This window comes from Parasedimentitalea nitratireducens, from assembly GCF_057444295.1.
The window spans coordinates 1-17,072 of the sequence record NZ_JBYAXC010000026.1; the positions used below are offsets into that span (position 1 = coordinate 1).

19 protein-coding genes are annotated in these 17,072 nt (G+C 52.8%); 7 read left to right on the forward strand and 12 right to left on the reverse strand.

The window, feature by feature from the left end; genetic code table 11:
- Positions 1–82: 82 nt before the first annotated feature.
- Positions 83–952, reverse strand: coding sequence for a LysR family transcriptional regulator (locus tag AC2T28_RS24520; RefSeq protein WP_486751230.1), 870 nt, complete (start codon positions 950–952; stop codon positions 83–85).
- A 103-nt stretch (positions 953–1,055) separates the two neighbouring features.
- Between AC2T28_RS24520 and AC2T28_RS24525 the strand changes: the two genes are divergently transcribed.
- Complete coding sequence (locus AC2T28_RS24525) at positions 1,056–1,337, forward strand: DUF1330 domain-containing protein (protein ID WP_486751231.1); 282 nt, start codon at positions 1,056–1,058, stop codon at positions 1,335–1,337.
- Positions 1,338–1,631: 294 nt separating this feature from the next.
- On the opposite strand, the gene fdhF is transcribed toward AC2T28_RS24525, so the two are convergent.
- The 4 genes from fdhF to AC2T28_RS24545 form a co-directional block, all read right to left on the reverse strand.
- Positions 1,632–4,424, reverse strand: coding sequence for a formate dehydrogenase subunit alpha (gene fdhF, locus AC2T28_RS24530; protein WP_486751232.1), 2,793 nt, complete (start codon positions 4,422–4,424; stop codon positions 1,632–1,634).
- A gap of 1 nt (position 4,425) precedes the next feature.
- The gene (locus AC2T28_RS24535; RefSeq protein WP_486751233.1) at positions 4,426–4,947 is read right to left on the reverse strand and encodes a hypothetical protein; all 522 of its coding nucleotides are present in this window, start codon (positions 4,945–4,947) and stop codon (positions 4,426–4,428) included.
- The gene (locus AC2T28_RS24540) at positions 4,937–6,625 is read right to left on the reverse strand and encodes an NAD(P)H-dependent oxidoreductase subunit E (RefSeq protein WP_486751234.1); all 1,689 of its coding nucleotides are present in this window, start codon (positions 6,623–6,625) and stop codon (positions 4,937–4,939) included. Before AC2T28_RS24540 ends, AC2T28_RS24535 begins: the two co-directional genes overlap by 11 nt.
- Before the next feature lie 94 nt (positions 6,626–6,719).
- On the reverse strand, positions 6,720–7,607 hold the full coding sequence (locus AC2T28_RS24545) for a LysR family transcriptional regulator (protein WP_486751235.1): 888 nt from the start codon (positions 7,605–7,607) through the stop codon (positions 6,720–6,722).
- Positions 7,608–8,128: 521 nt separating this feature from the next.
- On the opposite strand from AC2T28_RS24545, the gene AC2T28_RS24550 reads away from it, so the two are divergent.
- The 4 genes from AC2T28_RS24550 (at position 8,129) to AC2T28_RS24565 (ending at position 11,877) form a co-directional block, all read left to right on the forward strand.
- Positions 8,129–8,704: a hypothetical protein gene (locus tag AC2T28_RS24550; protein ID WP_486751236.1), complete on the forward strand. Its 576-nt coding sequence runs from the start codon at positions 8,129–8,131 to the stop codon at positions 8,702–8,704.
- A gap of 43 nt (positions 8,705–8,747) precedes the next feature.
- Positions 8,748–10,577, forward strand: coding sequence for a methyl-accepting chemotaxis protein (locus AC2T28_RS24555; protein WP_486751237.1), 1,830 nt, complete (start codon positions 8,748–8,750; stop codon positions 10,575–10,577).
- Between the two features lie 272 nt (positions 10,578–10,849).
- Positions 10,850–11,449 (forward strand): hypothetical protein, encoded by a 600-nt coding sequence (locus AC2T28_RS24560; RefSeq protein WP_486751238.1) that lies wholly within the window; start codon positions 10,850–10,852, stop codon positions 11,447–11,449.
- Positions 11,450–11,529: 80 nt separating this feature from the next.
- On the forward strand, positions 11,530–11,877 hold the full coding sequence (locus AC2T28_RS24565; protein ID WP_486751239.1) for a hypothetical protein: 348 nt from the start codon (positions 11,530–11,532) through the stop codon (positions 11,875–11,877).
- A gap of 199 nt (positions 11,878–12,076) precedes the next feature.
- Here AC2T28_RS24565 and AC2T28_RS24570 read toward each other — a convergent pair whose 3' ends face one another.
- The 3 genes from AC2T28_RS24570 to AC2T28_RS24580 all read right to left on the reverse strand — a co-directional run bounded on the left by AC2T28_RS24570 (position 12,077) and on the right by AC2T28_RS24580 (position 13,284).
- Entirely contained in the window at positions 12,077–12,262 is a 186-nt protein-coding gene (locus AC2T28_RS24570; RefSeq protein WP_486751240.1) for a hypothetical protein, read from the reverse strand.
- Between the two features lie 97 nt (positions 12,263–12,359).
- Positions 12,360–12,875 carry a hypothetical protein gene (locus tag AC2T28_RS24575; RefSeq protein ID WP_486751241.1) on the reverse strand — a complete coding sequence of 172 codons (516 nt, stop codon included), beginning with the start codon at positions 12,873–12,875 and terminating at the stop codon, positions 12,360–12,362.
- Between the two features lie 184 nt (positions 12,876–13,059).
- Positions 13,060–13,284 (reverse strand): hypothetical protein, encoded by a 225-nt coding sequence (locus tag AC2T28_RS24580; protein WP_486751242.1) that lies wholly within the window; start codon positions 13,282–13,284, stop codon positions 13,060–13,062.
- A 335-nt stretch (positions 13,285–13,619) separates the two neighbouring features.
- Here AC2T28_RS24580 and AC2T28_RS24585 point away from each other — a divergent pair, with 335 nt between their 5' ends.
- The gene (locus tag AC2T28_RS24585; protein ID WP_486751243.1) at positions 13,620–14,087 is read left to right on the forward strand and encodes a hypothetical protein; all 468 of its coding nucleotides are present in this window, start codon (positions 13,620–13,622) and stop codon (positions 14,085–14,087) included.
- Between the two features lie 137 nt (positions 14,088–14,224).
- Positions 14,225–14,503, forward strand: coding sequence for a hypothetical protein (locus AC2T28_RS24590; RefSeq protein ID WP_486751244.1), 279 nt, complete (start codon positions 14,225–14,227; stop codon positions 14,501–14,503).
- Positions 14,504–14,773: 270 nt separating this feature from the next.
- On the opposite strand, the gene AC2T28_RS24595 is transcribed toward AC2T28_RS24590, so the two are convergent.
- The 4 genes from AC2T28_RS24595 to AC2T28_RS24610 all read right to left on the reverse strand — a co-directional run bounded on the left by AC2T28_RS24595 (position 14,774) and on the right by AC2T28_RS24610 (position 16,738).
- On the reverse strand, positions 14,774–14,941 hold the full coding sequence (locus tag AC2T28_RS24595) for a hypothetical protein (RefSeq protein ID WP_486751245.1): 168 nt from the start codon (positions 14,939–14,941) through the stop codon (positions 14,774–14,776).
- Positions 14,942–14,973: 32 nt separating this feature from the next.
- Positions 14,974–15,372 carry a thermonuclease family protein gene (locus AC2T28_RS24600; protein WP_486751246.1) on the reverse strand — a complete coding sequence of 133 codons (399 nt, stop codon included), beginning with the start codon at positions 15,370–15,372 and terminating at the stop codon, positions 14,974–14,976.
- An 89-nt stretch (positions 15,373–15,461) separates the two neighbouring features.
- A complete protein-coding gene (locus AC2T28_RS24605; RefSeq protein ID WP_486751247.1) occupies positions 15,462–16,064 on the reverse strand; it encodes a hypothetical protein in 603 nt (200 codons plus the stop codon).
- 47 nt (positions 16,065–16,111) lie between these two features.
- A complete protein-coding gene (locus AC2T28_RS24610) occupies positions 16,112–16,738 on the reverse strand; it encodes a hypothetical protein (RefSeq protein ID WP_486751248.1) in 627 nt (208 codons plus the stop codon).
- Between the last annotated feature and the right edge of the window lie 334 nt (positions 16,739–17,072).

Consider the following 17,072-nt stretch of genomic DNA (forward strand, 5'->3'; position numbering starts at 1 on the left):
AACCGAGTCGGAAACTCCAAAACCGAGCCGCCCAATCACACCCCCCGAAGCTCACGACGGAGAATCTTGCCGACATTCCCCGCTAGAGGTCCGTAAACAGATCCTCGTGCTGCTTGAACCAAGGGATCAGCACATCCTTCAATGCCGCCACCTTGCGGGACTGGCGTAAGTCTTTGTGGCTCACGATCCAGATAGGCGCATAAAATGCTGTCGGAATATGCTTGAGAGGGACCAAGCCCGGTGTCGAGCGCCCCAGGAATATCGGCATACGCAGAGCCCCCATGCCCGCCTGCGCAGCAGCCATCAAAGAGACCATGTCATCAAACCGGGCCCGAACGCGGGAGTTGGGGTGCAGCGCCCAAGCGTCTTTGGGTGGCGACTTGTGGTCCGTGTACAAGACCCAGTCCAATGGCGCCTGCGGATCTTCAGCCGCAGCAGCAGCTAACTCGGGCGTGGCAAAGCAGGCACTGCGCTGGACTACCAACTGGCGGCCTACAAGCGTATCCCCGGGATCTGCGCTGATTCGAATTGCCAAGTCGGCCTCGCGTCGTGTCAGGTCCAACAGATCATTGCTCGCCTTCACGACAAGATCCACATCTGGGTACAGATCCACGAACCTCTTGAGCACTGGCGCCAGATGCGCGTGGATCAGAAGTTGAGGCGCGGTCAAGGTGAGCGGCCCAGACAGATCCTGATCCTGCCCCGCCAACTGGCGCAGCGCCTGATGCTCGTGTTGCTCCATGTGTTCAGCAGCAGCGGCAATATCTAAAGCCTGCCGTGTTGGCCTATATCCCTCGGGGAAACGTTCGAACAATTGCTGTCCCAACATCTCTTCGGAGCGGGTGACCCGCCGGGCCACAGTTGTATAGGTCACACCCAACACCTCGGCCGCTCCCGCCAAGGTGCCTTCTCGCACCAGTACCAGCACCGTGCGCATATCATCCCAGTTCACCTGCACACATGCATTTACGCACGTGATACGTGCAAATGCACGTGTTTTCGTACGCCGATCGTCGCCCCATGTTTCCATCGTCATTCAAACAAGGAGCCACACAATGGTATATGCCTACGCAAACATCGTCGTCACCAACCCAGATACTCTGGCAGCCTATCGAGAACTGGCAGCAGATGCGCTTGCCAAACACGACGGTCGCGTTGTTCAGGCCTCCCCCGAGCAAACCGTTCTTGAAGGAGAAGCAGGCGAAACTGGCATTGGTGTCATCTTGGAATTCGCATCAGCCGAAGCGGCAAAGGCCTGGATCAATGACCCTGCCCTATCTGATGTCCACGCGTTGCGGCGCGGCGCGGGCAACAGCACCATTACCTTGCTGGCCTGATCAACACTCTGTTGGCGGGTCAATGACGGCCAAAGGCCGCCGTGCAGGTGCGCGGGCCAGCTCATTGATGCGTCAACAGAGGGTATTACACTAAACCGGGCGTCTTTAAGCGCGCGCATGCCCCTAAAGCGCTTCTCCGCAAAACTATCCTGAGATCTCGTCGCAAAACACCGTCCACTCCAGTCCAACGGGCTGGCCACCACCGCGCCGCGCGTCAGCGCGGCGCCACCAAGAAGCACGGGCGCGGAACCACTGGTTCCGCGCCCGCATTGTCACATCATGCTGTCAGCCAAATCACTCTGCCGCGATCTGACCTTCGACTTTATCCACCCGCACGGCCGAGAACTTGAACTCGGGGATCTTGCCATAGGGGTCTATCGCCGGGTTGGTCAAGATGTTCGCCGCTGCCTCGACATAGGCAAAGGGAACAAAGACCATATCTTCTGCAATCGCCCGGTCAGCGCGCGCCATGATCTCGATCGACCCTCGACGGGTCGACAAGCGCACCATATCACCCGGCTCAATCCCCATCAGCTTCAATGTGCGTGGATTCAGCGAGCAGTTTGCTTCGGGCTCAACCGCATCCAAAACCTTTGACCGGCGGGTCATCGACCCAGTGTGCCAGTGCTCTAGCTGTCGCCCTGTGGTCATGATCATCGGGTACTCAGCATCCGGCGCCTCGTCCGGCGCAATCACACTTGCAGGCGTGAACTTCGCTCGACCTTCGGCACGTGGAAAACCATCGCCAAACACAATCGCCTGACCGGGGTCAGTTTCATGCAGCGAAGGATATGTAATGGTCTCGGTCTTCAGGCGCTCCCAGGTAATATTCTCGAGCGACTTCATGTTCAGCTTCATCTCGTCAAACACCTGGCTCACATCTGTATAAGCCCAGTTCAACCCAACGCGCTGTGCCAGTTCAGTTGTAATCGCCCAATCCTCGCGCGCCTCACCCGGAGGTGCCACGGCAGGACGCACCCGCTGAACCTGACGGTTGGTGTTGGACACGGTGCCGTTCTTTTCATACAGGGTTGAGGCTGGCAGGATAATGTCAGCATAGTTCGCCGTCTCGGTCAGGAAGATGTCCTGCACCACCATCAGCTCCAACTTGGCAAAGGCATCGCGGGCGTGTTCGGCATCTGGGTCCGACATCGCCGGGTTTTCACCCTGAATATACATGCCTTTGATATTGCCAGCATAGACTTGGTCGACAATCTCAGTAACCGTCAGGCCTTTTTCATTGCTGAAATCATCGCTGTCCCAAACATCGGTAAACGATTTACGCACGCCATCATCCATCACCGATTGATAATCCGGTAGGAACATCGGGATCAGGCCAGCATCGGATGCGCCTTGCACGTTGTTTTGTCCGCGCAGCGGGTGCAGGCCTGCGCCCGGCTTGCCGACATTGCCAGTCATCAGCGCCAGCGAGATCAGACAGCGCGAATTGTCGGTGCCGTGAATATGCTGAGAGATCCCCATGCCCCAAAAGATCAGCCCTGCCTTGCCATTGGCAAAAATGCGGGCAACCCGGCGCAGCTGCTCAGGCTCAACGCCGCAAATCTCCGACATGGCTTCGGGCGTAAATTGAGCCAGATGCTGTTTCTCAGCTTCCCAGTTCTCAGTGTATTTGTCGATATAGCCTTGGTCGTAAAGCCCCTCCTCGACAATCACATTCATGATCGCGTTCAGCATCGACACATCGGCACCGGGGCGGAACTGGACCATTTCATCAGCAAAGCGCCGCATTCCAACACCGCGCGGGTCCATCACGATCAGTTTGCCACCGCGTTTGGTGAACTGCTTGAAATAGGTCGCCGCTACGGGATGGTTTTCAATCGGGTTAGACCCGATGATGATCGCCACATCGGCATTTTCGATCTCGTTAAAGGTCGCGGTCACCGCGCCCGAGCCAACGTTTTCGATCAGCGCCGCCACAGATGATGCATGGCACAACCGCGTACAGTGGTCGACGTTGTTATGCTTAAAGCCCTGACGAATGAACTTCTGGAACAGATAGGCCTCTTCGTTGGTGCATTTGGCCGAGCCAAATCCAGCCACCGAACGACCTCCGTGTTGATCCTTCAAACCAACCAATCCTTTGGCAGCCAGATCCAGTGCTTCGTCCCATGTCGCCTCGCGGAAATGGGTGCCCAGATTACCGGGATCCACATTCAGCCCCTTGGCCGGGGCGTCATCACGGCGGATGAGTGGTTTGGTCAGGCGATGTGGGTGATGAATATAGTCAAAGCCAAAGCGGCCCTTGACGCACAAACGGCCTTCGTTGGCAGGGCCATTGATGCCCTCAACCGATTTCACTTTGCCATCTTTGACCTTGAGCGAGACCTTACAACCCACGCCGCAGAACGGGCAGACGCTTTCGGTTTCACTATCGAAATCTTTGGAATCCCCCTGCCCTTTGTCATCCAGAACAGCAGCAGGCATCAGCGCCCCGGTTGGACAGGCCTGCACGCACTCGCCGCAGGCCACACAGGATGACGCGCCCATGTCATCAGCAATATCAAACACCGGATAGGCATCATGGCCACGACCAGCCATACCGATTACATCATTGACCTGAACCTCGCGGCAGGCCCGCACACAAAGATTACAGGAAATGCAGGCATCCAGATTGACTGACATCGCCACATGGCTGTCGTCCAGCAGCGGAATGCGCCCCTCTTCCAACGTGGGAAAGCGTGACTCCGAAACCCCGTTCAGCTCGGCCATGTCCCACAAATGGCTGGATTTATCGTGCGCTTCTTCGCGCGACGGCTGATCCGCCACCAGCAGTTCCATCACCATTTTACGGGCATTTTCGGCACGCGCGTTGTTGGTGGTGACAACCATGCCCTCGGCAGGTTCACGGATACAGGAGGCCGCAAGCGTGCGCTCACCCTCAATCTCAACCATACAGGCACGGCAGTTGCCATCTGGGCGATAGCCAGGCGCTGGCTTGTGACACAGATGCGGGATCTTTAGCCCACGACCATTGGCCACTTCCCAAATGCTCATGCCTGCTTCGGCGGTGACTTGCTGGCCATCAAGGGTAAAGGTGATTGCCTTGGTTTCGCTTGCGATGCTCATCTCAACACCCCTTCTCAGTCACTTTTTCAATCAAAATATCAAAGGCCTCATATGCGTTTCGCATAGAGAGGGCCGCGTCAGAGTCGTCTTCTAAATTTAGGTCGACCAATGCCGCAATTTCAAGCTTCGCCACTTGCGAGCAGAACGTGGCCCAGTCTTCTTTCGGAACCGCTCCACGAACATCACATCCAGTTAATGAACGGCTGAATTCGCCCGCGTCCATCTCTAGATAACCAAGATGCTGGGTACCGACCGTGCTGGTTTCACTGCATCCGACCTGCGTTAGGATGCCGTCCACATACTTTTGGTTCTGTTCATCCTCAAAACCGCAGAACTTGCGAAAAGCCAACGGCAACAGATGGTAGCCAAACCCTAGGCCAGTCGCGTCCATCCGTTCACCCGGTGTGGCCTCGCGGACACCCGAAGGTGCCGCACCTTCGGGATAGCAGGCCGAGTGGTCCTGCGCCCAAGTCGGAGCGGCGGCAATCAACAACGCAAAGAGATACCGCACGTCAAACTTCATCTGGAAAATGTTTCATCGTCAGGCGGATCGGGTTCGGCGCGGCCTGGCCCAAGCCACAGATAGATGTATCAACCATGGCAGCGCTCAGCTCTTCCAACAGATCCTGATCCCATTTCGGCGCCTGCATCAGCTTTACCGCCTTTTCACAGCCAACCCGGCAGGGCGTGCACTGGCCGCAGCTTTCGTCTTCGAAAAACCGCAGCATGTTCAGCGCTGCATCACGGGCACTGTCCTGATCAGACAAAACCACCACAGCGGCGGAGCCGATAAAAGTGCCATGTGGTTGCAGGGTGTCGAAATCCAGCGGCACGTCATGCATCGACGCAGGTAACAGACCAGACGACGGACCACCGGGTTGATAGGCCTTGAAGGTATGTCCATCGAGCATGCCACCGCAGGCCTCGATAATGTCGGTGATGGTCGACCCGGCGGGCAGCAGGTGCACACCGGGGTTGTTGACCCGGCCCGACACCGAATACGACCGAAGCCCTTTGCGCCCGTTCTTCTCAACCGAGTTCAGGCACTCCGGCCCCTCGCGGTTAATCTTGGCGACCCAGTATAATGTCTCGACATTGTGGACGAGGGTCGGCTGACCAAAAATCCCCACCTGCGCCACAAACGGAGGACGGTGACGCGGCTCACCACGTTTGCCCTCGATGCTTTCGATCATCGCGCTTTCTTCGCCGCAGATATAAGCCCCTGCTCCGCGACGCAGATCGATATAGCCTGGCTCGACAATCCCGGCCTGTTCCAGCGCTTTGATCTCGATTGCGAGGATTTCCAGCACCGCCGGATATTCATCCCGCATATAGATGAAAGCCTTTTCAGCTTCGACCGCCCAGGCGGCAATCAACATGCCCTCAAGGAAGACATGCGGCGTGCGCTCCAGATAGTAGCGATCCTTAAACGTGCCCGGTTCGCCCTCATCGCCATTTACTGCGAGATAGCGTGGGCCAGCATTGGTGCGAACAAAGCCCCACTTGGTGCCCGATGGGAACCCGGCCCCACCCAGACCACGCAGCCCAGCCTCTTTCACTTTGGCCTGAACCGCTTCCCAATCGCCATTGGCGCGCAGCTCTTTCAGTTTGGCATAGCCACCCTCGGCCTCGTAAGCCGCAAAGGCTTCATACTCTGGCACATATGCGTGGGTGTCGCCCGCCTTGATCGCGGCTTGCACCTTTTCAGGTGTGGCGTGGTCAATGTGATTGTGACCAATCTCCAAAACCGGCGCGGTGTCGCAGCGGCCCATGCAGGGCGCGCGCACAACTCGCACCTCGTCCGGGTTCAGCCCGTCTTCCAACGCCTTTTGCAATTGCTCGGCCCCGGCCATCTCGCAGGACAGCGAGTCACAGACCCGGATGGTCAGTGCTGGCGGCGGTGTCTCACCTTCGCGCACCACATCAAAATGCGCATAGAACGAGGCAACTTCGTAAATTTCCGCCTGCCCGGTGCGCATCTCTTCGGCCAGTGCGCGAATATGCGCGGCGCTCAGATGGCCATATTCATCCTGAATAAGATGCAAAAATTCGATCAGCAGATCCCGATTGCGCGGCGCATCGCCCAACAACGCTTGAACCTGGCTCAGCGCTGTATCATCAACCTGACGGCCCTTGGGCGTTTTACGACCCTTGCCCTTGCCAGATTTCCAAACGCCCTTGCTATTATCCAATGGTGCCACGGGAGCCTCCCAATCACTCAACTTATTCCAGACGCAATGCCATCAGAAATATGTATCGTCAAATCGTGAAAATCGAAGACTTGATAACGAACGCTTATTGCTCGAATGCGGCAATCACCTCTTTCAACGCGCGCACTGTGGTCAGTTCTGGCTGTCGGTCTAACGTCGCAATACAAATAGGACGCAGCTGATCCGGTTCGATCAACGACAGCACGCGTGTCCCGGCCAGATCACCCAAAGCATCAACCAAAGCCCGCGGTAGGATCGTGGCGACAGAACCCGCTCGCGCCATAACAATAGAAGACATGAACCCATTGGACTCGGACACAATCTCGGGCGCCAGATCCAGCTCATCAAATATCCGGTCCAGAATACGCCGGTTCTGCATTTGTGGATCCAGCAGGCTTAGCGGTAGTTGCGCAGCCTGCGCCCAAGTGATCATCTCACCAAATTCCGCGATCATCGCCTCGGGTGCAAACAGGACATAAGCCTCCTGATACAAGGGCTGCACGGTCACAAGATCCCGCCCCAGACTGTCCTCATAGGTAATCCCTGCATCAATTGTCCCATCATACAACCGTTGCTGAATGGCCAGCGAGGTTGTCACCTCGACTCGTGCCAGAATGCGCGGATAGGCCTCGCGCAGGCTGTTCACCAGTTGCGCCGCATAGGCGGTTGCGGTTGGTACAACACCCAACACCAAGACCCCTGATACCTCTCCACGTGATGCCGCGATCTCTTGTTCCAGTGCTTTGGCATCATCCAGAATAGACCGCGCCCGGCGCACAATCATCATGCCCTCTTCGGTCAGCCCCTGAAATCGATTGGCCCGACGCACAATCGAGATCCCCAGCTTCTCTTCCATATTGCGGATCCGCATAGAGAAAGCTGGCTGTGAAATCCCGCATTCCTGCGCCGCTTTGGCAAAATGCTGATGCCGCGCCAAGGCCGACAACAGCTGCATGTCTTTTAGTTCAATCATTTGGCCCTTTGCCTTAACCGCAGTCGTATGTTGGCGCATTGCCAACGCTTAATAAAGCAACGAATCCCCTGCATCCGCTCTACCAAAGAGTGTGCCCCGACACGATACGGCACCCCAAAGTAATCACGTTTTGTAGTACAATCAGTCACTTCGCACCAAGTATGCCTAATAGTTGGGCGATCCGGGCGCTGCCAAGAAAAATAAATTGGTCCTTTATATCTTTTTTTGAAGCAAGAAACCGCTTCACTTTTCCCTCTGAGAAGCCCAAAAGGTCGACTCGGTTGGGGCAGACGAGTTTACCAATTCATGCCCTGTTTTCCGCATCATACGCTGACAACGAGCCCATGAATCCCAATAATTATTGGGGGGGGTGGGGATCAGGGATACACCGCATCCGCGCCTGTTCCACCATAAAAGTTTAGAAAAAAGTCAATGTAAACGTTAACTCAACAGTAAACTCAGGGCGCCCAGTTTTGACCTATCCCCAGCCACTCTGGGGAAACGGTACGAGGGAACGATCAATGAAGTTTACAAGTCTCACCGCTCTGGCGGTTATGGCAACTGTTGTCACTCCAGCATTTGCAAACCAATACAAACCTGCAATGTCTGCCTATCTGGAATCCGAAGTTCGAAACTGGGCCCACTCCTCTGTTTTGGTGGATGCCATCAATTCGCAAAACCAACGGACTCAAGGATATGACCAGGGTCAGATTGACCAGCTTGACCAAGCTTGGCGTGCCGAAGTTGGCACTGGTTCGACCCCAACGCTGACACCCGTTATGGAAAATGCGGCCGCAGATTTTCTGCGTGCTCAGGTTGCCGCATCTGGTGGACAGGTAACCGAAATCTTCATCATGGATGCGCACGGTTTGAACGTAGCAGCATCCAGCATGACATCGGATATGTGGCAAGGTGACGAAGCCAAGTTTTCAGAAACCTATAGCATTGGTCCCGACGCAGTTCATTTTGGCGATGTAGAGCTTGATGAATCGACCCAAAGCTATCAGGGCCAAATTTCTCTGACTATTACTGATCCCGCGACCGGGTTGCCAATTGGCGCCATGACAATCGGTATCAACGCTGAGTCTCTGATTTAACTCCGTTACATATTTGGATTGTAACTTGGTAAAAGGTACTAACATGAAAATTCGAAATCCCCTGAAACCCGTGTTCAACGGCATGTCGGTTTTTATTAAATGTACGTTGTTGATGACCGCGACAACTTTGATCGTGGCCGCAATCTTAATGTTTCAATCCCAACGGATTATCAATAACGCCATCAAAGACGGCGTTATTGACCTTGCCACTGTCGTGACCCAATCCGCAGGTGCCCGTAATGGCGGGGCAATGCGGTTTGGCGATGCCAGCGGCGTCCAAATCGCGCTCGACCGTATCCTAGCGGAATCCAACGGTCGCGCGCTTTACGCTATTGCCACCAACAGTTCGGACGAAGTGCTTGCAAGCTCTGGCGTTGCGAACGAAGAGCAAGCCACCCAATTGGCAGTGTTAGCAGCAACGTCCTTTGCCACCGGATCTGGTGAAACAACCGGCGACGGTTATTACATTGCGATGCCAGCTACGGCTGGCGCAAAGGGTGAAAGCATCGTTGGATCGATCGCAGTCATCTGGTCCCCCGAGATAGCGTTTGCCGAGGTTGCCCACGCCAAAAACATTTCATATATCGTGGCAGCAGTGGCCTTTTTGATCATGAGCGCAATCTCGATTCTACTGCTTCGCTCCATGATGTCCCGCCCACTTCAGAATGTCGGCAACCTAATCGATGAAATTGCCGACGGAACTTACGATCAAGAGCCAGTCCACTTGGACCGCGGCGATGAAATTGGCGCCATTGCGCGCACCGTCGAAAACCTAAAAACTCAGCTAACCGAAGCCCGTGATGTGGAACAGGAGCGCGTCCGTGCTCAGCAAGAACAAAAGCACGTGGTGGACGATCTGACTGGCGCCTTATTTCGCTTGTCCGAAGGCGATTTGACAGAAACACTCGACCAGCCTTTTGCTGCTGAATATGAAACACTGCGCGAAAACTATAACCGGACCATCCACACCTTGGTTGGCATCATCGATGCAGTGATCGGAAATTCAGAAAAGATTCGTGGCAGCTCAGAGGAAATCAACCAGTCGTCCGGTGACCTCTCTCAGCGCACAGAGAGCCAAGCTGCAACGTTAGAACAGACCGCTGCCGCACTGGACCAACTAACCTCCAGCGTCACAAGCGCGGCGACTGGTGCCAAGGAAGTCGAGGGCATCGTAGCCAGCGCCAGCGCCACGGCAGAAAAGAGCGGCGAGGTTGTGCACGAGGCAGTGAATGCTATGTCTTTGATCGAAAAGTCCTCCGGACAGATCTCTCAGATCCTCTCGGTTATCGACGACATTTCTTTCCAAACCAATCTTTTGGCTTTGAATGCCGGGGTTGAAGCAGCGCGAGCCGGTGAAGCAGGGCGAGGATTTGCGGTGGTTGCTTCCGAGGTCCGGGCATTGGCCCAAAGATCCACTGACGCTGCTCAGGAAATTAAACAGTTGATCAATGACAGCGAAAAGCAAGTCAAGCATGGCGTCGAGTTGGTTGGTCGCACTGGCGATGAACTTCGCAAAATCATTGACAGCGTCGGCACCATTTCCAGCCATGTGATCGGCATCGCTACCGGCGCCGAGGAACAGTCCATCGCATTGGGAGAAATCAATGCTGGTGTACTGCAACTGGACCAGGTGACTCAACACAATGCAGCCATGGTCGAAGAATCCACTGCCGCCAGCCAGCTGCTTCGCAATGATGCAAACGAGTTGGCCCGGCAAGTGGCCATCTTTAAGACGGGCCACGACGCTGCGAATTTACCCGCCTTGGAAAGCAGCCCAAGCGCCGCAATGCAAAGTATTGAATTCGAGGCACATGAATCGGACTTTGACACTCCTGAACCACGTCGTGCCAATGCCAGCTGGGAAGATTTCTAGCCTGAGAAACCATAGTTGTGCCCCGCCTCTAGTCCTGCTTGTAATGAAACAAGCGAGGCGCGGCACAATTATACACCGTCAGGTTCACGAGTGATGCCGCTCGATTTACAATGAGCCGTCAGGACAGGACCGCCTTGCGACCCGCAAAACTCTCTCCGCGATAAGCACCCTGACCCGAGTTCCCGCAGTTTCACTTTGGCAGCCCTGCGCCTTCATGGGCCAATTTGCCAAACAACCCATTCGCCCTATGCTCAGCGGTTGGGGGTGGCGGTATGTTTAAAAGTGCTTGGAGTGTCCTATTAATAGCAGGCTTGGCCTTTGCGCAAACTGCGACGGCGCACTTTAGGATAAACAGCAATAACCCCGAGGCTCGCCATCACAGCCATTTGACGACAGAGACCACTAACCAGGTGCTCATAATCCTTGAGCGCGGCAATGTCGAATGCTTACGGCTTTCCCAGATCTATCGTTTTGACTGTTTTCGACACTCTTATAGCCAGGCCACAAACGTTCTTCGGGGCAATGAACACTATGCTGAAGCTATTGAGGCTCTTGAAGGGGTGGAAACATCTCTGACCCGAGCAGTTCGCAACAACTCGGACCCGGCCCAGCCGCCGATACGGCGAAGAGGCCAGACATATCGGGCCGTCCAACAATCGGCAGTTCCACAAATTCAGCGTCAGACCGAGCAATCCATGCAGCAAGCCCAAACCGTGTTATTAAGGGCCCCGACCAATAAACAATTGCATTATGCCTTCATTGCCGAGGCCATTGGCTCCAACAAAGTGCTGCTGCGCTCTGCCATGCTCAGCACAGGCATACGTTGGGCCACACTACATTGGCAGAAACTCTCGCTAAACGTTAAACTATGACCCAATGACCAGCGTTCCAAACACGGCTCACAGTATCCACGGGGGCTTGGAACTTTCCGACAAAACACAGGGTGAGAAATATGATAAAGAAGGTCAAAGTAATTTCCGCCTTAACGTTCTTGCTAACGCAGACAGGACTTGCACCATCCGCATTGGCACATCAAGCACAACTAGCCGACCAACAATGTGAAGCTCTGCTCGGAGCAAGTGACAATGCAGCCCTGCGCCGCAAGCTAGAGTTCTTGCTTGAGGAAGCCCCAAACCACCCATGCGTCCCAATTATAGTGGGCCTATTGGGAGGCGCCCCCTTGGCCTCAGCGGGTAATACTGGCGCCACAAACGACACCCTCAGTAACGATGAGCACAGTGACAGCGAAGACAGACAGTCCGGTGGCGGCGCAGCGGCTTCGACAACCGCACTCTACTAGAACCAGCTGCCAACCCAAACCCCAGCTAGAATCTTGCAAAGGGGACGCACTTGTTTGGAAAATTGGCGAGCCGTGGAGGACGGCGCTAATTCATAAAAATCAAAGCGTTACGCTGTAAAACACCCCCTCTGTGCCTCATTGATTTTCAACGATTTTTTTTTGTGATTGTAAAACAGAACGGACTAAATTTCCCAAACGCCTAACTGGAGCTGCGAATAATCCGTGCGCCGTGCTGTAACGTAACAGTCTGGCCAGGCTGTAATCTCGACACCGCCACATCATAGAGCGGGTCAGCGACAACAAAACTACGCGCGGGCTGATCAGAAACAATACGGTCATCTTGGTCACGCACCACAATACGATGCTCAACGTGTATTTTACCCATTCCGCTTTCCCCTCACTGAATCGTTGGTGATGGGGCCTGTTACCTGACATCGGCATCGGAACAAAGGAGAAACACCAAAGGCCGCGAATAGCTCCTTTTATGGATTCTCATGCTCAGTTCTAAGCAGCGCATGGATATGCCCAAAAGTCGCTATCAACGGCTCATGAACAGGAAAACGGTTTACTCCACCATATCGAGCAGCATAACCAAACGTTTCCTCGTGAAGGTCAGCTAGACATCTAAACACATCAGTAAACTTAGTAGTCTCCATTCCCGTGAAGTTGGCCTGATTAGCCTCCCAATAGCTTGTCGCCACCCTAAGCAAATTAGTTTCCTGATCCCACATATTATAAATTTTGTGACCAAAACGGTTTTTGAATTTATAACTTTTAAACTGGTCCTCCGTAGCCGATTTGCTTTGCAGCAAACTCGTTTTAGCCAAGAGTTCTGCAACCTGACCAAGCATAAACGATGTTGCGAGCGGTTGCATTTGTGTGCGCTGCCGAACCATAAATTGGACCCCAGAAATCAGCCCCAATGAAATATTCAGATAGTTGCAGATGGTGCATCCCGCAAAGCCATTGGAATCAACTTGAATATTTTCGACCGTCACAATGCTCTCCTTTGTTGGACGGCATGAAATAACCGCCTACCTTATTTGCACCCCGCTGACACTCACGGGGCGGCGGTCCGCTATGGGTATGTATAACTCCCCTAGGTGGACCGCACTCCTCCTTTGATGGACATCGTTGCCGTCCCTTATCCTACCAGAACGTGTATTGAAGGGAGGCCATAGCCTATTGAGTTGCTGCAATCCCTTTGGCAAAGTCGATAGAACGATTAAGCCTATCAATCGCTTTGGCCTCACGATCAATCATATCATCGAGGGTCTCTTCGAACGGGTAAGTAGATACATCAATGCCTGCGTCTTTCAACTTCACCAAACGGACGAGTTTTTCCTGTGCCGCCCCCCTCAAAGGTTCTAGAATATTGGCGATGAAATCTTCTGTTTTATTAGTCACACTTATCTCCTTTGTTGGATCTGGATCGAAACTCTTCACGCGACAGAATGTCCGCCAGAACATCCAAACCCGAACCGTCTCAGTCACGCCCAGCTAGAATCATTTTGCGGTGATCCTTACACCTTTGGGTACGTTTGCCAGAACGAATTTGCACCGTCATATTTCCACAAACGCACATCACTTACTAACAGACTTACGCTCGGAAAACGCAAAAGCTTTGCAAATTAGGTGGCATTCAAACCTCAACCTGCTGGAAGTTAAGGTAATATTAACCAAAACAGTTCCCCATATGTTCCACCTAAGACAGGGAAGATTTCGGCAGAGAGTGAAACGTGATGGAACTAATCACACAACCTTACTTTTCGAAGACGACACGCAGCTACAGCTATACCGAGGTGCAAGTGTTGTTGAATGCGACGGTTGATATGATGACTGAACTCATCGCAACTTCTATTCTCTGCCGAAATCACAAAATGGGCGAACAGAAAGGTCATGAAACTGAATTTCACTCGGCGTTGGATATTCTAGCTGCGCACCTCTACCTAAAAGTCGCTGTTGGCAAGGAGCGTAAACCGACACGCCATTTGCTGGGTGTAGTCGCTATTCATGCTTGCCTAAGCAAGCTTCAAAAAATCGAGACTTCCAAGCCACCAGAAACCCCGCTTGAGTTCAACAAAACACTCAGTGCGGACAAGACTCTCACTAGCACTGGATTGGATAAGTACTGCGATGACCTGTCCGTCGAGATCCTGAGGTTCTGGCAAAAACTGCGGGCTCACGTCAGTAGACCCACCAACTACTAACTCCCAACTACAAAAACAAAAATCGTCATGAGGCGTCGGCAAGTTTCGCCGACCGAGCAACTGTGCCGTCCAGTTATTGCCGGTAAGTGCTCCCCATCCGACATCGCGTCGGACCAACAAACTGAAAGAGATACCTCATGTTACGCTATGTCTTCCAAAACAAAAGCCAAACAATTGGAATTAGTACAGACCTTCATGGGGCGACGCTTCCGGATAGTTTGGGGCCTTGGACGGCAACTCGGTTGCGGCAGGCAACATTCGACAATCGCCGAACGAAATCCCGACCTCCTAGAGAACACGAAAAGCAAGTTGTAGACGACATGCTAAAGAACCTCGATAATGATCTATTTTTAGATCTTATGAGGTATATTCAGGAAAACGAATACGAGATCTCTTTTGGTGAAAAAGGCTTATAACTGTCTCGACGAATTTTTCTTCAGCTACCCGTCCCTCTTTGGCGGGTAGCTCTAGTGCTACCAAAGAAGCCCTCTGACAAAATAATACATGCCGCGAGCTAAAACACCCAAGAACACTAATCCCAGGGCGAACATAAGTAATCTCCCAATCGGCACTTTTTGAGAAGGTGGCTTATTATCGTTATCTGGGACCAAGCCAAATGCTCCTTTAGCGCCTCAGTTCGACTATTCATTAAGATGCGATTGAGAACTTAGTTATTGAACTGGAGGCTAAGACTTCAAAGCAGCAGCGGCCTTCTGATAGCCCACACGTCCGGTGTTAGCATACATCCGTTCATAGAACTCGATCCAGCCAGGCACGCGGGATTCGTCAAATTCATCTTTCCAAACCTTGCCCGATAGACGGATCAGACCGTTGCTCAATCTCTCGGCTTGCATCGATCATTCCTTTGGACAGCTGATTGAATTACCTACCGGCAATAACCGGCACGTTTGATCCGCGACTTAGCAGCTGGCGTTTCAAGATGTCGATACCTGCCACCCGAATATCGATGACAATCCAAGGCATGGCCTGCGGAAATGACAGAGGCCCCAATATCCGCCCCATCGGCAAAGCAAACGCCTATGTACCGGTCATACGAACGTTCGCCGTTAAGCTGGCACTTGACGTCTTTGCCCCGCAAGAAGTTTACCATCCAGCGGCGGGCATCTTTACCTGCTCTGGTATTCAATTCCGGAGCATCTACCCCCTGAAGCCTAACGGGCGTTCCATCAACAACGATTGTATCAGCGTCTCGAACTTGAAGACTGGCCGCAAACGTTGGACCCGTGGCGATTAGCGCCAACGTCAGACAAAAGCCAAATTTCAATTCACTCTCCTTTGATGGACTTCCCTTGCCACTTTTTTCAGCATGGCCACAAAAAGACTTTTGACGTTCAATTTTTGAACGGGCCCCTACTACTTGCCAACCAATTTTCCGCCGAAGTACTTGCTGGTGTCCAAATCTTGCTCTCTTAGTTCAGCAACCCGGTCTTCGTATTGAGCAACCGAGCCGACTCCTTGACGCGCAAGAATCTTCGCCATTGCGTTGCATACAGCCCTCTGAACCTTATTTGGTTCAAACTGCATATTCGCTGACAAACAAGACATCGCACCTGCCGCCATACCATCACAAAGATGGATTATGTTAGCGAACTTACTCCGCGACTTTACATATAACTCAAAAGCCGCCCGTGAATGAATGTATTTCAAGGCTGCAAAGTAGGTGTACCCGTCAAGCTTAGAGGTTTCGAATTTCGGATAGCTAGGCTGGCTTCCCAGTGCATCAGTCTTAAAAACATGGGTAAGCCACACATGCGCTTCTTCGACCGTCATAGCTCTTGTCATATCAAGCATTGGATACTGGCGCTTGAATTGGGGTTCCTGTTGTTGATTTTCACAATCCAGTTGAACAATTTCATCTATCAATAGAAAACCTAACTCCTTTTGGGATCGACTTGTAACACTATTCCGAAGGCGTTTAAGTTTCCTCTCTAGATCCATATACTCAAATGAAAACAATGGCTTTCTCCTAATGCGAGCGGTTAATCTGCTCCTTTGTTGGACCTTCATGGCGCTCCGTGTAGCATTTCGAGCTGATCCGAATAAACTGGACACACCAACCCAGCGACTGGAATGACAAATGCAACAGATAGAAAGGCTACGGGAACCACAAATTCGATAGCCAAAATAGCTCCAAAATCCAGATATGTCTTTATCTTGGAGTACGTGAGCGCCCTTTCTGTTGCCTTCGTTCCATCCTCCTTCAGTCTATCCAGTTCAATTTGGAACGACGAAGTAATCGCATCTATGTCCGCCATCGAACTCGCCTGTTTTGAGGGCAAAGCTTTAATCGCAGCAGTCTTTCGCGCTTCTACTTCATTTCGCCGCCCCTGAAAGCTTTGGTTCAGCAGCCCAACCCGCTCGACTCTACGTTTGTCATTCTCAGATGCCAGAGCGAGACGACGGAAGAACACACCCGATTGCACAATTCTCAGAACAAAGATGAACCCATAGACGGTCGCTAGCATCCGCATCAACGCTGTCAATTCAGAGGCGGAAAGTTGAACTTCCAACCCTAATAGATTGATCGAACTAAACTGATTAACACATTGATCTAACAAGATAAGCATGGAGGAAACAATCACAACTGCCCGCCCTGCTTTTTGATGATCGTTATGATCCAAAATTGACATACTAAAAATCCACTTTTTTTCTAGTGCTACCTGTAACTTCGTTATTCGCAGCCTTCAATTTCTGCCTTGCCTGGTGACCTCTTCTTTGTTGGATTGATCAGTTCCTAAATCGTGGTCGCAGAAATACGCCAGGCGAACTGACAACGCACATCCAGAGGCATGCCGGCCAACTTCCGATAGACGCTCCTAAACCGAACCTGCCGTGTTCTCATAACTCGCTCCTTTGTTGGACAGCATGAAACAGCCGCCTACCTTATTCTTACCCCTTCAACACTCACGGGGCGGCGGTCCGCTATGGGTAAGTATAACTCCCCTAGGTGGACCGCATTCCTTC